Here is a 16,470-nt window from a genome sequence, read left to right as displayed (position 1 = left end):
TCATATGATGCGGCCTGGCGCAGTGCCGGTCGCATGGATATCGGTTTATTGCCCCTGGCTGACCAGAGGCTCTACGGGCTCAATAGTATCCTGCCGCACGGTCGCGCCAAACTGGCGGATCATCTGCTGGATGAGCGGATCCTGCTCGATCGACACTTCGGCATCGTGCTGACGCTCGGAACGCTTGCGCGCTGCGGCCTGGGCCGGGGTTTCCTGCTCCGGGCGAATCAGCTCGATGCTCAGCTGCAGGGTGCGCCCGAGGTGCTGGTTGAGCGCGTCGTTCAAACGCCGCTGCTGGGTCGAGTTGAACAGCGCGCCCTGCGCCGGGTCAAGGTGCAGCAGCCAGTTGTCGCCGTCGACGGCAATCAACGTACAGTTTGCGGCGATGTTGCCTGTCATCCCCGATACAGGCAACTGTGGGCATAATTCCAACCATTGCAGGGCCAGCCCGGTTGCCGGCTTGGAGGCTGGCAGCGGCTCGGGCGGCGGCGCCTGCTGGTCTTCCTGAACGTGCTCGGCGAGTTCGTCGAGGTAGCTGAAACCAACCGGGTCGGCCTCGCCGGCATAATAGTCTTCGTCCAGCGGCGGCTCGTCGTCACGTTCCATACCGACGCCATCGTAAGCAGCCGGGTCGAACGGCGGCGCGTCGTCACGTGACGGCGCGTGCTGTGCTTCGGGTTGCGGCTCGGGCTTGGCTGGCGGCTCAGGCGCAGGTGGCTTCGGCGCAGCGACAGGCGCTGCCTGCTCTTCCCATGGCAGGTCGATGGCTTGCTCGGCAACTGGCGCTGGCGCAGCAGGTTCTGGTTCTGGCTCTGGTTCCGCAACAGGCTCCGCGACTACTGGTTCGGCAACCGCAGGGGCCACCGGCGCAGCCGGGGCCGGCACCTCTGCAACCGCGCTGACGGGCGCTGCCGCTGCCACCGCTTTTGCTGAATCAGCTGTGGCCTGGCTGATCCCCACTGGCTTTAGCTGCGGTCTCGGCGCGTCATCGTTGTCCGCCGGGCGGAATGCCAACATGCGCAGCAGAACCATTTCGAAACCGCCGCGCGGGTCTGGTGCCAGCGGCAAGTCGCGCCGGCCGATCAAACCCATCTGATAGTAGAACTGCACGTCCTCGGCAGGCAGCGCCGACGCCAGCGCCAGGACTCGATCACGGTCGCCCTGACCATTGTCGACCGCCTCGGGCAGCGCCTGGGCGATGGCCACGCGGTGCAGCACGTTGAGCATCTCGGCGAGCACGCCGGACCAGTCCGGGCCTTGCTCGGCCAAATCGCGCACCGCCTCCAGCAGCGCTCGCGCATCGCCTTCGAGCAACGCCTGCAACACGCCATACACCTGGCCGTGGTCAAGGGTGCCGAGCATCGCCCGCACATCGGCGGCCAGTACCTGGCCTTCGCCAAAGGCGATGGCCTGATCGGTCAGGCTCATGGCGTCGCGCATCGAGCCATCGGCAGCGCGCCCGAGCAGCCACAGTGCGTCATTCTCGAACGGCACGCTCTCGGCAGTCAGCACGTGATTCAGGTACTCTACCACCCGCTCCGGGCTCATGTTCTTCAACGAGAACTGCAAGCAGCGCGAGAGGATGGTGGCCGGCAGCTTTTGCGGGTCGGTGGTGGCGAGGATGAACTTGACGTAGGGCGGCGGCTCTTCCAGCGTCTTCAGCAAGGCGTTGAACGAGTGCGTCGAGAGCATGTGCACTTCGTCGATCAGGTAGACCTTGAAGCGGCCACGGCTCGGTGCGTACTGCACATTGTCGAGCAGCTCGCGGGTGTCTTCGACCTTGGTTCGGCTGGCGGCGTCGATCTCGATCAGGTCGACAAAGCGCCCCTCGTCGATCTCCCGGCACACCGAGCAGGTGCCACAGGGCGTCGAGGTGATGCCGGTTTCGCAGTTCAGGCACTTGGCGATGATCCGCGCGATGGTGGTCTTGCCGACCCCGCGGGTACCGGTAAACAGGTAGGCGTGATGCAGCCGCTGGTTGTCCAGCGCATTGATCAATGCCTTGAGCACATGGGTCTGGCCGACCATTTCGCGGAACGAGCGCGGACGCCACTTACGTGCAAGAACCTGATAACTCATCAAAAACCATCGCAAACTGAACCAGCGGAAGATCGCTAATGCTAGCGGAGCGGGGCCGAAATTGCACCCGGCCAATCTCGTCTACGCTAAGCCATGCACGGTTCGACGCAGATCAAGGAGGAATACACGTGCGCCGACTACTGGCCAGCCTGCTGTTATGCGCCACGCCCAGCTGGGCCGAGCAACCGGTGCTGCGCTTCGCCATTGCCGAGAGCTGGAGCATGCCGCTGATCCGCATCGAGCAGGGTCAGCCGGTCGAAGGCATTCTTTATGACTTGATGCAGTCTGCCGCGCGCGAAGCCGGGGTGCGGCCTGAGTACCACGTGTTGGCCCGCCTGCGCATGCAGCAAGCCATGGAGGACGGCGATGTCGACGTGCGCTGCCACCTCGCAACCAACTGGTTGATCGAGCGCCCAGGCGAGTACATCTGGAGCGTGCCGCTGATGGTCCAGCGCGATCTGCTGGTAAGCCGCGCCGGCCTGCTCGACCCCGTGGATGCCTCGCGCCTGCCGGCTCAAGCCATTGGTACGGTCCTCGGCTATAGCTACCCAACCCTGCAACCCCTGTTCAGCCGAGGACAATTGCACCGCGAAGACAGCCGTAGCCAACAACTGGCCCTGCAGAAACTACAGGCCGGGCGCTACCAGTACGCAGTGAGCAATGAGTTATCGCTACAGTGGTTCAACCGCCAACTGCCAGCCGAAGCGCAATTGCAGAGCCGCGCGCTGCTGGAAGAGCAAAACCTCGGTTGCGTGGTCCGCAGCGACTCGTCGCGCCCGACCCAGGCGCTGCTCAGGGCGCTGGTGCGGATCAAGCAGTCCGGCGAGATGGACCGCATTGTTCAGCACTACGCCGCGCCCACTTCGCCAGCGCCGATGGTGATCGGCTCACACCAGTGAAAGCAGCAACGCCGTGGCGTACAAGCCGCTGCCGACCACCAGCGTGGAAATCAATAAAACCGTAACGCCCATGAATACACCCTCGCAGATTGACGAAAAACCCGATCGCGACATGCTCAGGGCCAAGGCGGACGAAATCGATGAACAGGTCAAACGCTTGCAGGCCATGAGCAAAGGGCTGCGGCATGCGGCGGCGTGCCCTGAAGACGATCATCTGGCGTGTCCGACGTTTCAGCGGTTGATGAAGGTTGCGGCTGCAGGGGTACGTGTACGCGAGCGGCGCTCGAATAACTGAGGGGAGTTGGGTTGGACAGCGAAGGGAGATGCTGAAGCAGGCGCGTCGAAAGATTTTCCGACCCCTGAAATGGAGGCAGCCCCACCAGCCACACCCCGGCACTCAATGTCCCCGCCTTGGCTGCTTCCTTCCGGATCTGACCAGGTCAACGGGTAATCAATGCGGAGGGACCGATAGGGCCACCATAACGCGACTTGCCATGTGACAAGCCGCGCCATTGTACCGCTCTGGGACGAAGTTACAACCTCTGCATCAAGAAAAAATCATCATTTCTCAATGACTTGTCCCGCGAGGCAGTCAGATGTCGATGCCGTGGCCGGCCAAAAAGCCGACAAAGGCGTCTTCATCGAGCACCTTGACCCCGAGTTCGCTGGCTTTGGCCAGCTTCGAGCCGGCGCCGGGGCCGGCGACGACGCAGTGGGTCTTGCCAGAGACCGAACCGGCGACCTTGGCGCCGAGCTGTTCGAGCTTGTCTTTGGCGATGTCGCGGCTCATGCGCTCGAGGCTGCCGGTAAGCACCCAGGTCTGCCCGGCCAGGGGCAGGCCTTCGACCACGCGCTTCTCGCTGGCCCAGTGCATGCCGAACTTCAGCAGCTGCGCTTCGATAGCGCGTGCCAGCTGTTGGTTGGCCTCGACCTTGAAGAACTCGCGCACGGCTTCGGCTTGCTTGGCCGCCAGGGCCTGACGCAGGTCGATGCCGTCGGCCTGGATGATCTGCTCGAGGCTGCCGAGCTTGGCCACCAGCTTCTCGGCGCCAGTCGGGCCGACCGACGCGATGTCGAGCTTGGCGATCAGCCCGGCGAGGGTAGTGCTGGCGGCGAACTCGGGGGCCAGCTCGCCCTCCTCCTGCAATTGCATGCCGCTGTCGAGCAACTGCTGGATGACGTCGCGGTTGTGCTGGTCTTCAAAGAAGTTGTGGATCTCGTGGGCGACTTCCAGGCCGATATCGGGCAGGTAGGTGAGCACCTGCGGCAGCGCCTCCTGCACCCGCGCCAAGCTGCCCAGCGAGCGCGCCAGGACCTTGGCGGTCTCTTCGCCGACATCGGGGATGCCGAGGGCGTAGATGAAGCGCGCCAGGTTTGGTCGCTTGCTGTTGTTGATGGCCTCGAGCAGTTTGTTGCTGGAAACCTCGGCAAAGCCTTCGAGGTCGACGATCTGCTCGAAAGTCAGCTTGTACAGGTCAGCCGGCGAGCGGATCAGCCCCTCATCGACCAACTGCTCGACGCTTTTTTCGCCTAGACCATCGATGTCCATGGCGCGGCGCGAGACGTAGTGGATGATCGCCTGCTTCAGCTGCGCGGCGCAGGCCAGGCGGCCAACGCAGCGGTAGACCGCACCTTCACTGGTGGTCTCTTTGCCTTTGCTGCGCTTGATCAACTGGGTACGCTCGACCTGCGAGCCGCACACCGGGCATTCACTCGGCACCGGCACCGGACGGGCGTCAGCCGGGCGGCGCTCGAGCACCACCTGCATGACTTGCGGGATGACGTCGCCAGCGCGACGGATGATCACCGTATCGCCGATATGCACGCCGAGCCGGGCGACTTCGTCCATGTTGTGCAGGGTGGCATTGGATACGGTGACGCCGGCGACCTTGACCGGCTTGAGGCGCGCTACAGGCGTGACTGCGCCGGTACGACCGACCTGAAACTCGACGTCGAGCACTTCGGTCAGCTCTTCCATGGCCGGGAATTTATGGGCGATCGCCCAGCGCGGCTCGCGTGCACGGAAGCCCAGCTCGCGCTGTGCGGCCAGGCTGTTGACCTTGAACACCACGCCATCGATCTCGTAGGCCAGCTCGTTGCGGCGAGCGCCGATGTCCTGGTAGTAGGCCAGGCATTCTTCAATACCAGCGGCGTGCTTGAGCTCGCGACTGATCGGCATGCCCCAGGTCTTGAGCTTCTCGAGGGTGTCGATGTGGCTGTCGGCGATGCTTTCGGAGGTTTGCCCAATGCCATAGCAGCAGAATTCCAGCGGGCGGCTGGCGGTGATCTTCGAGTCCAGCTGGCGCAGACTGCCGGCGGCGGCGTTGCGCGGGTTGGCGAAGGTCTTGCCGCCAATGGCAGCCTGGCTGGCGTTGAGGCGGTCGAAGCCGGCCTTGCTCATGAACACTTCACCGCGCACTTCGAGCACCGCTGGCCAGCCGCTGCCCTGCAGCTTGAGCGGGATGTTGCGTACGGTGCGCACGTTGCTGCTGATGTCTTCGCCGGTGGTGCCGTCGCCACGGGTGGCACCTTGCACCAACTGGCCATCGCGGTACAGCAGGCTGACCGCAAGGCCGTCGAGCTTGGGCTCGCAGCTGTAGTCGACGGCGCCGGGCTGATCGAGGCCGTCGACCACGCGGCGATCGAATTCGCGCAGGTCGGCCTCTTCGAAGGCGTTGCCCAGGCTGAGCATGGGCACTTCGTGGCGGATCTGGCTGAAAGCCGCCAGGGCACTGCCGCCGACGCGCTGGGTTGGCGAGTCAGGGGTGACCAAGTGCGGGTGTTCGGCTTCGAGGGCTTTGAGTTCGTTGAACAGGCGGTCGTATTCGGCGTCGGGGATGCTTGGCTCGTCGAGGACGTAGTAGCGGTAGTTGTGCTGGTCGAGTTCGGCGCGCAGCTGATGGATGCGGGTTTCGGCGGTCATGGGGGGTCTCTTGCTGGGCACAAGAGCGGCTTTGGGTGGGTTTGGCGGATGGGGGCCCGCTATGCGGCCCTTTCGCGACACAAGGCCGCTCCTACAGGGGACCGCGCATGCCTAAAGAGCGGCGGGGACCGCACTGACCTCAAGGGCAACGGGATCCATGTAGGAGCGGCCTTGTGTCGCGAAAGGGCTGCGCCGCAGCCCCAATCCAGGCACCGCCGCACTCGCCTGCCCCACTCAACCCCAAAGCTGCTCTAGCGCAAAAATCACTGCGGGCAGGATCACTATCGACCCTGCCCGCACAGTTAAATCAACGTTTCTGAGTCAGCGCGCGACGCTCGAACTCAACGATGCGCTGGCGATAATGCTCGATGGTCTGCGCCGTCAACACGCTACGCTGGTCATCCTTGAGTTCGCCATCGAGCTCATGGGCCAGCTTGCGCGCAGCAGCGACCATTACGTCGAACGCCTGCTTGGGGTGGCGCGGTCCTGGCAAGCCGAGGAAGAAGCTCACCGCACGGGTGCTGAAATGGTCGATGTCATCCAGGTCAAACACCCCTGGCTTGACCGCGTTGGCCATCGAGAACAGCACTTCGCCGTGACCGGCCATGCTCTCGTGACGGTGGAAGATGTCCATTTCGCCAAAGCGCAGACCGCTCTCGAGAATGTTCTGCAACAGGGCCGGGCCGCGGAAGCCGGTTTCGTCACGGGAGATCACGCTGATCACCAGCACTTCTTCAGCCGGTGGCAGCTCCTTGACGCTGCTGCTGGACGAGCTCGAGGAGAAACCGCTGGTGCGGTTGTTGTCAGTCTCGTAGGCGTTGTCAGGCTCGGCGAACAGGTCGGGCTCACGCGGCTCGGCCGCCAGGCTCAGATCGCCTTGATGCGGCTCGCTGTTGCGCTTGCCGCGCTTGGCGGCCTTGACGGGTTTGGCTTCGCGCTCGCGCTCACGCCCTGCGCTCATCGACGGCAGGTCGGTTTCATCCAGCTCGGGCTCTTTGTGCTGGCCTTCCAGCACGCGTGCCGGGCCGAGCACTTCCGCGCCGCCTTCTTCGTCCGCAACATTGGAGTAGCTGCGATCGAGACGGAATTTCAACTTGCCTTTGCCACCACGCATGCGACGCCAGCCGTCGAAAAGAATACCGGCGATGACAATGATGCCGATGACGATCAGCCACTCGCGCAGACCGATTTCCATTTAATCCCGTGCCTCTATAAAAAATATGCTTGAAAACAAAGGGTTCAAAGCCCTTTAACACGTGGCGCCAACTCTATGTTCTGACAGGCGTTTTACCCACGCAGAATACACGTGACGGTAAAGCTAGCACGACCAAAGGCAACTTTACACCGTCTGTCACACATGACAGGCGTTTTAGCTGCTGAAAACGCCTCAGCGTCGCTTATCAGGCGTCTACCATGGCCATTGCCGCCTCTACATCAACTGCAACAAGACGTGAACAGCCTGGCTCGTGCATCGTCACCCCCATCAGTTGATCGGCCATCTCCATGGCGATCTTGTTGTGGGTGATGTAGATGAACTGCACGGTCTCGCTCATTTCCTTGACCAACCGGGCGTACCGCCCGACGTTGGCATCGTCCAGCGGCGCATCGACTTCGTCGAGCATGCAGAACGGTGCCGGGTTGAGTTTGAAGATAGCGAACACCAGCGCCAGCGCAGTCAGGGCTTTCTCGCCACCCGACAACAAATGGATGGTGCTGTTTTTCTTGCCAGGCGGGCGCGCCATGATTGTCACCCCAGTATCGAGTAAATCTTCGCCCGTCAGTTCCAAGTAAGCGCTGCCACCGCCGAAAACTTTTGGAAAAAGTGCCTGCAAACCGGCATTTATCTGATCAAAGGTATCCTTGAAGCGGGTGCGGGTTTCCTTGTCGATCTTGCGGATGACGTTTTCCAGGGTCTCGAGCGCTTCCACCAGGTCGGCGTCCTGCGCATCCAGATAGCGTTTGCGCTCGGACTGCTGCTCGTACTCTTCGATGGCTGCCAGGTTGATCGCACCCAGGCGCTGAATACGCCCTTCGATTTGTTCGAGCTGCTGTTCGGTGGTCGCTTCGCTGGCCTCGGGATCGAGCGTGGCAAGCACGCCTTGCAGGTCAAAACCGTCGGCCAGCAGTTGTTCCTGCAAGGTGCTGCGACGCAGGTTCAGGCCTTGCGATTCAAGCCGTGACTGCTCCAGCTGACCGCGCAGCAAAAGCGACTGCTGCTCGGCCTGGGTGCGGCGTTTTTCGGCGTCGCGCAGTTCGCGGTCGGCGTCGTCCATGTGCAGCCGGGCCAGGCGCATTTCTTCATCGACGCTCATGCGCCGTTCGAGCAGCTCTTCAAGTTTCAGGCGCAGCTCTTCCTGCGGCGCTTCGCCCTCTTCCAGATTCAGGCTCAACTGCTCCTGGCGCTCGCTCAGGCGCTCGGCTTGCTGCTCCAGCCGCTCCAGCGCCTGCCGGGTGGAATCATGCTGGGCGCGCAGCGAGCCCAGGCGCACGGCCAACTGGTGGGCGTGGTCCTTGTGCTGGCGGGCTTCCTGGCGGATGCGGTCGAGGCCTTCGCGCAGGGTGTCGCGGCGGGCCAGCAATTGTTCGCGCTGCTCGGTGTCCTCGGCCATCAGGTCAAGGGCCTCTTGCAGGATCAGCCGCGCCTCACCGAGCTGTTCGTGCTCGATGGCGCGCTGCTCACCGAGCTCGCTTAATTCTTCTTCAAGACGGCGGCGACGCAGCTCAAGCTGCTCGGCGCGGGCGCGACCGGCAGACAAACGCGCCTTGAGCTCACCGTGCTGACGGTTTTCGTCCTGGCTACGGCGGCGCAGTTGTTCGCGCTGCTCTTCAAGGTCACGCTGTTGCTCGCGCTGGCTGTGCAGGCGCTGCTCGAACTGGTCCAGCTGCTCCTGTTGCTGCAGTTGCTGCTCGGCCAGCTGTTCGATCTCCTGCGCGCGGGCGAGCACGCCGCCTTGCGCTTCGCTGCCGCGGCTGACGCGCAGGAAATGCCGGCCCACCCAGTAGCCATCGCGGCTGACCAGGCTTTCGCCAGCCAGCAGACTTGCGCGCTGGCTCAGCGCCTGCTCAAGGGTCTCGACCGGACGCACCTGGCCCAGCCAAGGGCTGAGGTCGGTGCGCCCTTCGACCTTGTCGAGCAAGCTGCCGGGCACCCGAGCGCCCTCGCCGGCCGCCAGCAACAGGCGCAAATCACCTTGTTCCAGCGTGGCAAAGTCCAGCTGGCTGAAGTCGTCGACCAGCACTGCCTGCAAGTCAGCACCCAGCACCGTCTCGACGGCCAGCTCCCAACCTGCCTCGACGCGCAAACCCTCGGCCAGGCGCGGACGCTGTTGCAAACGTTGCTCGCGCAGCCACTCGCCAGCACCGGCAGACGGCTCCAGGGCGGCTTGCTGCAACGCCTCCAGCGACGCCAGCCGGCCGCCCAGACGCTGTTGCTCGCCCTGCAACTGCTGATGGCTCTGGTTGAGCTGCTGCAGTTGCTCACGCACAGCTTCGAGGCGTTCGAGCACGTCCTGCTCGCTGAGCTGCAGTTCTTCCAGCAGCAGCTCACTGCTGGCGACCTGCTCGGTCAACTCGAGCATGGCTGCATCCTGCGGGTCGGCGCTGAGCTGATCACGCTCGTCAGCCAGCTTGCGCTGGCGTTCAGCCAAGCGCTCGAGGCTGGTTTCCAGCTGCTGCAAGCGCGACTGCTGGACTTCGGCCTGGCGCCGCGGCTCCGCTGAGCGGGTATTGAAACTGTCCCACTGCTCCTGCCAGCCGTGCATGCCCAACTCGGCTTCTTCGAGCACGGCAGCCGCTTCTTCGGCTGCCGCGAGGGTCATCTCCTGCTCAGGCTCAAGCTGCTCCAGCTCTTCGCCGAGGGTCGCCAGCAGGGTGCGGTCATGGCCCAGGTGCGACTCGGTCTCCAGCCGTGTGCGCTCGGCTTCCTTGAGGTCATCCTGCAACTGGCGCAGGCGCTGCTGGCCGTGCTGAATGCTCTGCTCGACCCGGGCAATGTCACCGGCCACCGAATAGAAGCGGCCCTGGACCTGATTGAAGCGTTCGGACAATTCATGGTGGCCGTCGCGCAGGCGCTCGATGCTGGCATCGGCATTGCGCTGCTCGGCCACCAGCGCCTCGAAGGCTACTTCCTGATCGCCGATGACGGCGCCGCGTTGCTGCACCTTCTGGTCCAGCTCACGCCAGCGCAGGGCCGACAAGCGCGCCTTGAGCAGACGCTCTTCAGCTTTGTACTCGCGATACTTTTCTGCGGCCTGGGCCTGGCGGTGCAAACGCTCGAGCTGGCGCCCGAGCTCATCGCGCAGGTCGGTCAGGCGGGCGAGGTTTTCCTGGGTGCGGCGAATTCGGGTTTCGGTCTCGCGGCGGCGCTCCTTGTACTTGGAGATGCCGGCGGCTTCTTCGATGAAGTTGCGTAGCTCTTCTGGCTTGGCCTCGATCAACTTGGAGATCATGCCCTGCTCGATGATCGAGTAGCTGCGCGGGCCCAGCCCGGTTCCGAGGAAGATATCGGTAATGTCGCGGCGACGGCATTTGGTGCCGTTGAGGTAGTAGGTATTCTGCGCGTCGCGGGTCACTTTGCGCCGGATCGAGATCTCGGCATAGGCGGCGTACTCGCCGACCAGGGTGTTGTCGCTGTTGTCGAACACCAGTTCGATACTGGCCTGGCTGACCGGCTTGCGGCTGGTCGAGCCATTGAAGATGACGTCGGTCATCGACTCGCCGCGCAGGTTTTTAGCCGAGCTTTCGCCCATCACCCAGCGCACCGCATCGATGATGTTGGACTTGCCACAGCCATTGGGCCCGACCACGGCGGCCATGTTGCTGGGGAAGTTGACCGTGGTCGGGTCGACGAACGACTTGAACCCGGCCAGGCGAATGCACTTCAAGCGCATCGATCAGACCCGTGCCAACGCAGCCAGCACCAGCTCGCAGCTGCGCTGGCAGTAGGCAACCAGCACTTCGCGAATACGTGCAATGTCGCGCGCAACCACGGCTTGGAGCAGGCGATCGAACAGGTCGAGGTAGTCGAGCATATTCGCCTGGCGCTGATCCAGCGCGAGGTAATAGGCGCGGCTCATGGCGGGCTGCAGGTTCTCGACGGTTTCCTGCAGGTACGGGTTGTCGGCGAACGGATACGCAGCGCGCATCACTGCAAAACTCTCGGCGACGAAGGTCTTGATGTCGGTGGCGGCGTAGGCCTGTTGCAAGCGCTGCTGAATGCCCAGAAACGGCATCAGGTCGGCATCGGTGCGCCATTTCTGGGCAACGGCGTTGCCGAGCAGAATGTAGAACTCGCCCATCAGCGCACACAGGCTACGCACACTGCGCTCGTCAAGACGGGTCACGTGGGCGCCCCGCCGCGGCAGGATCGCCACCAGATGGCGACGCTCAAGGATCAACAGCGCCTCGCGTACCGAGCCGCGGCTAACGTTCAGGGCCTGAGTGACCTTTTGCTCCTGGATCCGCTCACCCGGGGCAAGCTCGCCGCGGATGATCCGCTCGGCCAGATGGTGGGCAATCTGCTCGGAGAGACTGTCCGGCGCCTTGAACGTCATGGTTTTCCTTCAAAATCATTGAACTGGGCACAAGCGGCGGATTGTAGCGCACTTGCCAGGCAGTCGCGCAGAGGTGCGCTGCGCTTTATTCGTTGCAGGCGGCCGTGGGACTCAGGCGCGATCTATGCTTAACAAAAGACACACTGTTCGGTGCGGACTCGCTGCGCGCGATTTCTTGACCTTTGAGTCAGAAAATCATTGACCCGGCGATCAAGCCTGCTTAGAGTCCGCCGGAACAACAATAAAACCATTGCGAGGCCTTCCCCGTGATCCAGTTTCTCGTAAACCAGGAGCTGCGTAATGAGCACGCCCTGGACCCGAACATGACCGTGCTGCAGTACCTGCGCGAACACCTTGGCAAATCCGGCACCAAGGAAGGCTGCGCCAGTGGCGACTGCGGCGCCTGTACAGTGGTGGTCGGCGAGCTCGAAGAAGACGGCCAGAGCCTGCGCTACCGCAGCCTCAACTCGTGCCTGACCTTCGTTTCGTCGTTGCACGGCAAACAATTGATCAGCGTCGAAGGCCTCAAGCATCAGGGCGAACTGCACAGTGTGCAAAAAGCCATGGCCGACTGCCACGGCTCGCAATGCGGCTTCTGCACTCCCGGCTTTGTCATGTCGCTGTTTGCCTTGCAGAAGAACAGCAACGGCGCCGACACCCAGCAGGCCCAGGAAGCCCTCGCCGGCAATCTGTGCCGTTGCACCGGCTACCGGCCGATCCTCGCCGCTGCCGAACAGAGCTGCGCCACACCGTGCCGCGATCAGTTCGATGCGCAGCAAGCGCAGACTATCGCCCGCCTCAAGGCCATCGCCCCGTCCGAAACCGGCGAACTGAACAGCGGCGACAAGCGCTGCCTAGTGCCGCTGACCGTTGCCGACCTGGCCGACCTGTACAGCTCGCACCCAGAAGCGCGCCTGCTTGCCGGCGGCACCGACCTGGCGCTGGAAGTGACCCAGTTCCACAAGACCTTGCCGGTGATGATCTATGTCGGCAACGTCGCCGAACTCAAGCGCATCGACAAGACCGCCACTCATCTGGAGATCGGCGCAGCGACGCCGCTGACCGACTGCTACGGCGCGCTCAGCGATGAATACGCCGATTTTGGCGCCCTGCTGCACCGCTTTGCGTCATTGCAGATTCGCAACCAGGGCACCCTCGGCGGCAACATCGGCAATGCCTCGCCCATCGGTGATTCGCCGCCGCTGCTGATTGCCCTGGATGCCCAGGTGGTACTGCGCCAGGGCCAGCGCCAGCGCGTGCTGCCACTGGAAGACTACTTCATCGACTACCGCATCACGGCCCGCCAGGACAGCGAGTTCATCGAGAAGATCATCGTGCCGCGGGCCAGCAACGACTGGACGTTCCGCGCCTACAAGGTCTCCAAGCGACTGGACGACGACATCTCGGCAGTTTGTGCAGCGTTCAACCTGAGCATCGAAAACGGTGTGGTCAGCGGCGTGCGCATTGCCTTTGGCGGGATGGCAGCGATTCCCAAACGCGCCCGTGCCTGTGAAGCCGCGCTGCGCGGCAAGCCGTGGAACCAGGCCACCCTTGAACGTGCCTGCCAGGCGCTGGGCGAAGACTTCAGCCCGCTTTCGGACTTCCGCGCGAGCAAGGAATACCGCCTGCTGACCGCACAGAACCTGCTGCGCAAGTACTTCATCGAACTGCAATCGCCGCACATCGAAACCCGGGTGACCGACTATGTCTAATCATCATGCCGTCAAGAGCCAGGCCGAGATGGCCGAACTGTTCCGCCAGGACCTGACCACCGGTGTCGGCCGCAGCGTCAAGCACGACAGCGCCGACAAACACGTCAGCGGCGAAGCGGTGTATATCGATGACCGCCTCGAATTCCCCAATCAGTTGCATGTGTATGCGCGCACAGCTGACCGCGCCCACGCGCGCATCCTGAGTATCGATACCGCGCCGTGCTACGCCTTCGAAGGCGTACGCATCGCCATCACCCATGAAGACATCCCCGGCCTCAAGGACATCGGCCCGGTGGTCGCCGGCGACCCATTGCTGGCGATCGACAAGGTCGAGTTCTTCGGCCAACCGGTGCTGGCGGTAGCTGCCCGCGACCTGGAAACCGCTCGCCGTGCGGCGATGGCGGCGATCATCGAATACGAAGACCTCGAACCGGTGCTGGATGTGGTCCAGGCGCTGCGCGACAAGCACTTCGTGCTCGACAGCCACACCCATCAGCGCGGTGATTCGGTTGCCGCCCTGGCCAGCGCCCCGCACCGCTTGCAGGGGACCTTGCATATCGGTGGCCAAGAGCACTTCTACCTGGAAACGCAAATCTCCTCGGTGATGCCGACCGAAGACGACGGCATGATCGTGTACTGCTCGACGCAGAACCCGACCGAAGTGCAAAAATTGGTCGCCGAAGTGCTCGATGTGCCGATGAACAAGATCGTCCTCGACATGCGCCGCATGGGTGGCGGTTTCGGCGGCAAGGAAACCCAGGCCGCCAGCCCGGCATGCCTGTGCGCGGTGATCGCGCGCCTGACCGGCCAGCCGACCAAGATGCGCCTGCCACGGGTCGAAGACATGACCATGACCGGCAAGCGCCACCCGTTCTACGTCGAGTACGACGTCGGCTTCGATGACGACGGCCGCCTGCACGGCATCCAGTTCGACCTCGCCGGCAACTGCGGCTACTCGCCTGACCTGTCCGGCTCGATCGTCGACCGCGCCATGTTCCACTCGGACAACGCCTATTACCTTGGCGACGCCACCGTCAACGGCCACCGTTGCAAAACCAACACCGCCTCCAACACCGCCTACCGCGGTTTCGGCGGGCCGCAGGGCATGGTCGCCATCGAGCAGGTGATGGACCACATTGCCCGTCAGCTCGGCCGTGACCCGCTGGATGTGCGCAAGGCCAACTACTACGGCAAGACCGAGCGCAACGTCACCCATTACTACCAGACCGTCGAACACAACCTGATCGAGGAAATGACCGCCGAACTGGAGGCCAGCAGCGACTACGCCGAGCGGCGCAAGTCGATCCGCCACTTCAACGAGCACAGCCCGGTATTGAAAAAAGGCCTGGCGCTGACCCCGGTCAAGTTCGGCATCTCATTCACCGCCACCTTCCTCAACCAGGCCGGTGCACTGATCCACATCTACACCGACGGCAGCATCCACCTCAACCATGGCGGCACCGAGATGGGCCAGGGTTTGAACACCAAGGTTGCACAGGTGGTAGCGCAGGTGTTCCAGGTCGAGATCGACCGCATTCAGATCACGGCGACCAATACCGACAAGGTCCCCAATACCTCACCGACCGCTGCATCCAGTGGCGCCGACCTGAACGGCAAGGCGGCGCAGAACGCGGCCGAGATCCTCAAGAAGCGCCTGGTCGAGTTTGCCGCCCGGCACTGGAATGTCACCGAGGAAGACGTTGAATTCCGCAACGGCCATGTGCGCGTGCGTGAGGAACTGATCAGCTTCGAGACGCTGGTGCAGCAGGCCTATTTTGCCCAGGTGTCGCTGTCGACTACCGGCTTCTACCGCACGCCGAAGATCTTCTACGACCGCTCACAGGCGCGCGGCCGGCCGTTCTACTACTTCGCCTTCGGCGCAGCCTGCGTCGAGGTCATCGTCGACACCCTGACCGGCGAGTACAAAATGCTGCGTGCCGATATCCTGCATGACGTCGGCGACTCGCTGAACCCGGCCATCGACATCGGTCAGGTCGAAGGCGGCTTCATTCAGGGCATGGGCTGGCTGACCACCGAAGAGTTGGTGTGGAACGCCAAGGGCAAGCTGGTTACCAACGGCCCGGCCAGCTACAAGATCCCGGCAGTGGCCGACATGCCGCTGGACCTGCGGGTCAAGCTGGTCGAGAACCGCAAGAACCCGGAAGACACCGTGTTCCATTCCAAGGCCGTCGGCGAGCCGCCGTTCATGCTCGGTATCGCTGCCTGGTGCGCGATCAAGGACGCCGTCGCCAGCATCGCCAACTACCGCGCGCAACCCAACATCGACGCGCCGGCCACGCCTGAGCGGGTCCTGTGGGGCTGCGAGCAGATGCGCCAGACCCTGGCCGTGCAGCAGCCTGCTGAACAGCACGTGGAACCTGTCACATCGTGACCGCAGGCAGCCCCGCGCAGCCCTGTGCTGCGCGGGGCTGAGTTGAAGCCAACTGAGGTTTTGTATCATGCACCAATGGATCAACGCCCTCGCCGACCTGCAAGCTCGCGGTGAACCCTGCGTGCTGGTGACCATCATCGAAGAGCGCGGCTCGACCCCGCGCAATGCCGGCTCGAAGATGGTCGTCAGCGCCCGCCAGCTGTTCGACACCATCGGCGGTGGCCACCTTGAGTACAAAGCCCTGCACATCGCCCGGCAGATGCTCGACGAGCAGCGCAGCACCCCGCATCTGGAGCGCTTCAGCCTCGGCGCGAGCCTTGGCCAATGCTGCGGCGGCGTTACCGTGCTGCTGTTCGAGCCAATGGCGGCCGTGCAGGCCGAGATCGCCGTGTTCGGTGCGGGCCACGTCGGCCGGGCTCTGGTACCCTTGCTCGCTGCCCTGCCCTGCCGGGTGCGCTGGATCGACTCGCGCGAGCAAGAATTCCCGGAGCTGATCCCCACCGGCGTGAGCCGCATCATCAGCGAGGAGCCGGTCGACGAAGTGGCTGCGCTGCCGCCAGGCAGTTACTGCATTGTCATGACCCACAACCACCAGCTCGATCTCGAGCTGACCGCGGCGATCCTCAAGCGCAACGACTTCACCTGGTTCGGCCTCATCGGCTCGAAGACCAAACGCGCCAAGTTCGAGCATCGCCTGCGTGATCGCGGCTATGACGATGCGGTGCTAGCACGCATGCGCTGCCCGATGGGCCTGGCCGAGGTCAAAGGCAAATTGCCGATCGAGATCGCCGTGTCGATTGCCGGCGAAATCATCGCCACCTACAACGCCTGTTTTGGCCAGCACGATGCTGCGGTCAATGCCGGCCCCATTGCTCAGTTGCTGCCGCCGTCCCGCCGCAGCCACGCCAAATGA

Annotated in this window: 9 protein-coding genes, 1 other RNA gene and 1 pseudogene; 5 read left to right on the top strand and 6 right to left on the bottom strand. The window is 63.4% G+C overall.

From position 1 onward, the window contains the following. Positions 1-45: 45 nt before the first annotated feature. Positions 46-2,079: a DNA polymerase III subunit gamma/tau gene (gene dnaX / locus IDM28_RS07565; RefSeq protein ID WP_188035654.1), complete on the bottom strand. Its 2,034-nt coding sequence runs from the start codon at positions 2,077-2,079 to the stop codon at positions 46-48. Between the two features lie 128 nt (positions 2,080-2,207). On the opposite strand from dnaX, the gene IDM28_RS07560 reads away from it, so the two are divergent. After that, complete coding sequence (locus IDM28_RS07560) at positions 2,208-2,978, top strand: substrate-binding periplasmic protein (RefSeq protein ID WP_188035653.1); 771 nt, start codon at positions 2,208-2,210, stop codon at positions 2,976-2,978. Positions 2,979-3,066: 88 nt separating this feature from the next. Next, positions 3,067-3,273 (top strand): annotated as a pseudogene (locus IDM28_RS07555) (MerR family transcriptional regulator); the annotation flags it as partial. 79 nt (positions 3,274-3,352) lie between these two features. On the opposite strand, the gene ffs reads toward IDM28_RS07555, so the two are convergent. From ffs to IDM28_RS07530, 5 genes are all read right to left on the bottom strand, one after another. After that, positions 3,353-3,449, bottom strand: an RNA gene (gene ffs, locus IDM28_RS07550) — signal recognition particle sRNA small type. A gap of 121 nt (positions 3,450-3,570) precedes the next feature. After that, entirely contained in the window at positions 3,571-5,901 is a 2,331-nt protein-coding gene (gene ligA / locus IDM28_RS07545; protein WP_188035652.1) for an NAD-dependent DNA ligase LigA, read from the bottom strand. Between the two features lie 307 nt (positions 5,902-6,208). Further along, complete coding sequence (gene zipA, locus IDM28_RS07540; RefSeq protein WP_188035651.1) at positions 6,209-7,096, bottom strand: cell division protein ZipA; 888 nt, start codon at positions 7,094-7,096, stop codon at positions 6,209-6,211. A 205-nt stretch (positions 7,097-7,301) separates the two neighbouring features. After that, positions 7,302-10,790, bottom strand: a complete 3,489-nt coding sequence (gene smc / locus IDM28_RS07535) for a chromosome segregation protein SMC (RefSeq protein WP_188035650.1) — start codon at positions 10,788-10,790, stop codon at positions 7,302-7,304. 3 nt (positions 10,791-10,793) lie between these two features. Further along, positions 10,794-11,453, bottom strand: coding sequence for a GntR family transcriptional regulator (locus IDM28_RS07530; RefSeq protein ID WP_101318020.1), 660 nt, complete (start codon positions 11,451-11,453; stop codon positions 10,794-10,796). 266 nt (positions 11,454-11,719) lie between these two features. Here IDM28_RS07530 and xdhA point away from each other — a divergent pair, with 266 nt between their 5' ends. The 3 genes from xdhA (at position 11,720) to xdhC (ending at position 16,470) form a co-directional block, all read left to right on the top strand. Next, positions 11,720-13,165, top strand: a complete 1,446-nt coding sequence (gene xdhA, locus IDM28_RS07525) for a xanthine dehydrogenase small subunit (RefSeq protein ID WP_101318018.1) — start codon at positions 11,720-11,722, stop codon at positions 13,163-13,165. Beyond that, positions 13,158-15,557, top strand: a complete 2,400-nt coding sequence (gene xdhB, locus IDM28_RS07520) for a xanthine dehydrogenase molybdopterin binding subunit (protein ID WP_188035649.1) — start codon at positions 13,158-13,160, stop codon at positions 15,555-15,557. The genes xdhA and xdhB overlap by 8 nt, the downstream gene beginning before the upstream one ends. 67 nt (positions 15,558-15,624) lie before the next feature. Next, the gene (gene xdhC, locus IDM28_RS07515) at positions 15,625-16,470 is read left to right on the top strand and encodes a xanthine dehydrogenase accessory protein XdhC (protein ID WP_188035648.1); all 846 of its coding nucleotides are present in this window, start codon (positions 15,625-15,627) and stop codon (positions 16,468-16,470) included.

Source organism: Pseudomonas sp. EZ-C24 (assembly GCF_014525325.1).
GTDB lineage: Bacteria > Pseudomonadota > Gammaproteobacteria > Pseudomonadales > Pseudomonadaceae > Aquipseudomonas > Aquipseudomonas shirazensis.
The sequence above is the reverse complement of the archived record's forward strand: the minus strand, read 5'-3'. Positions and strand labels throughout refer to the sequence as shown.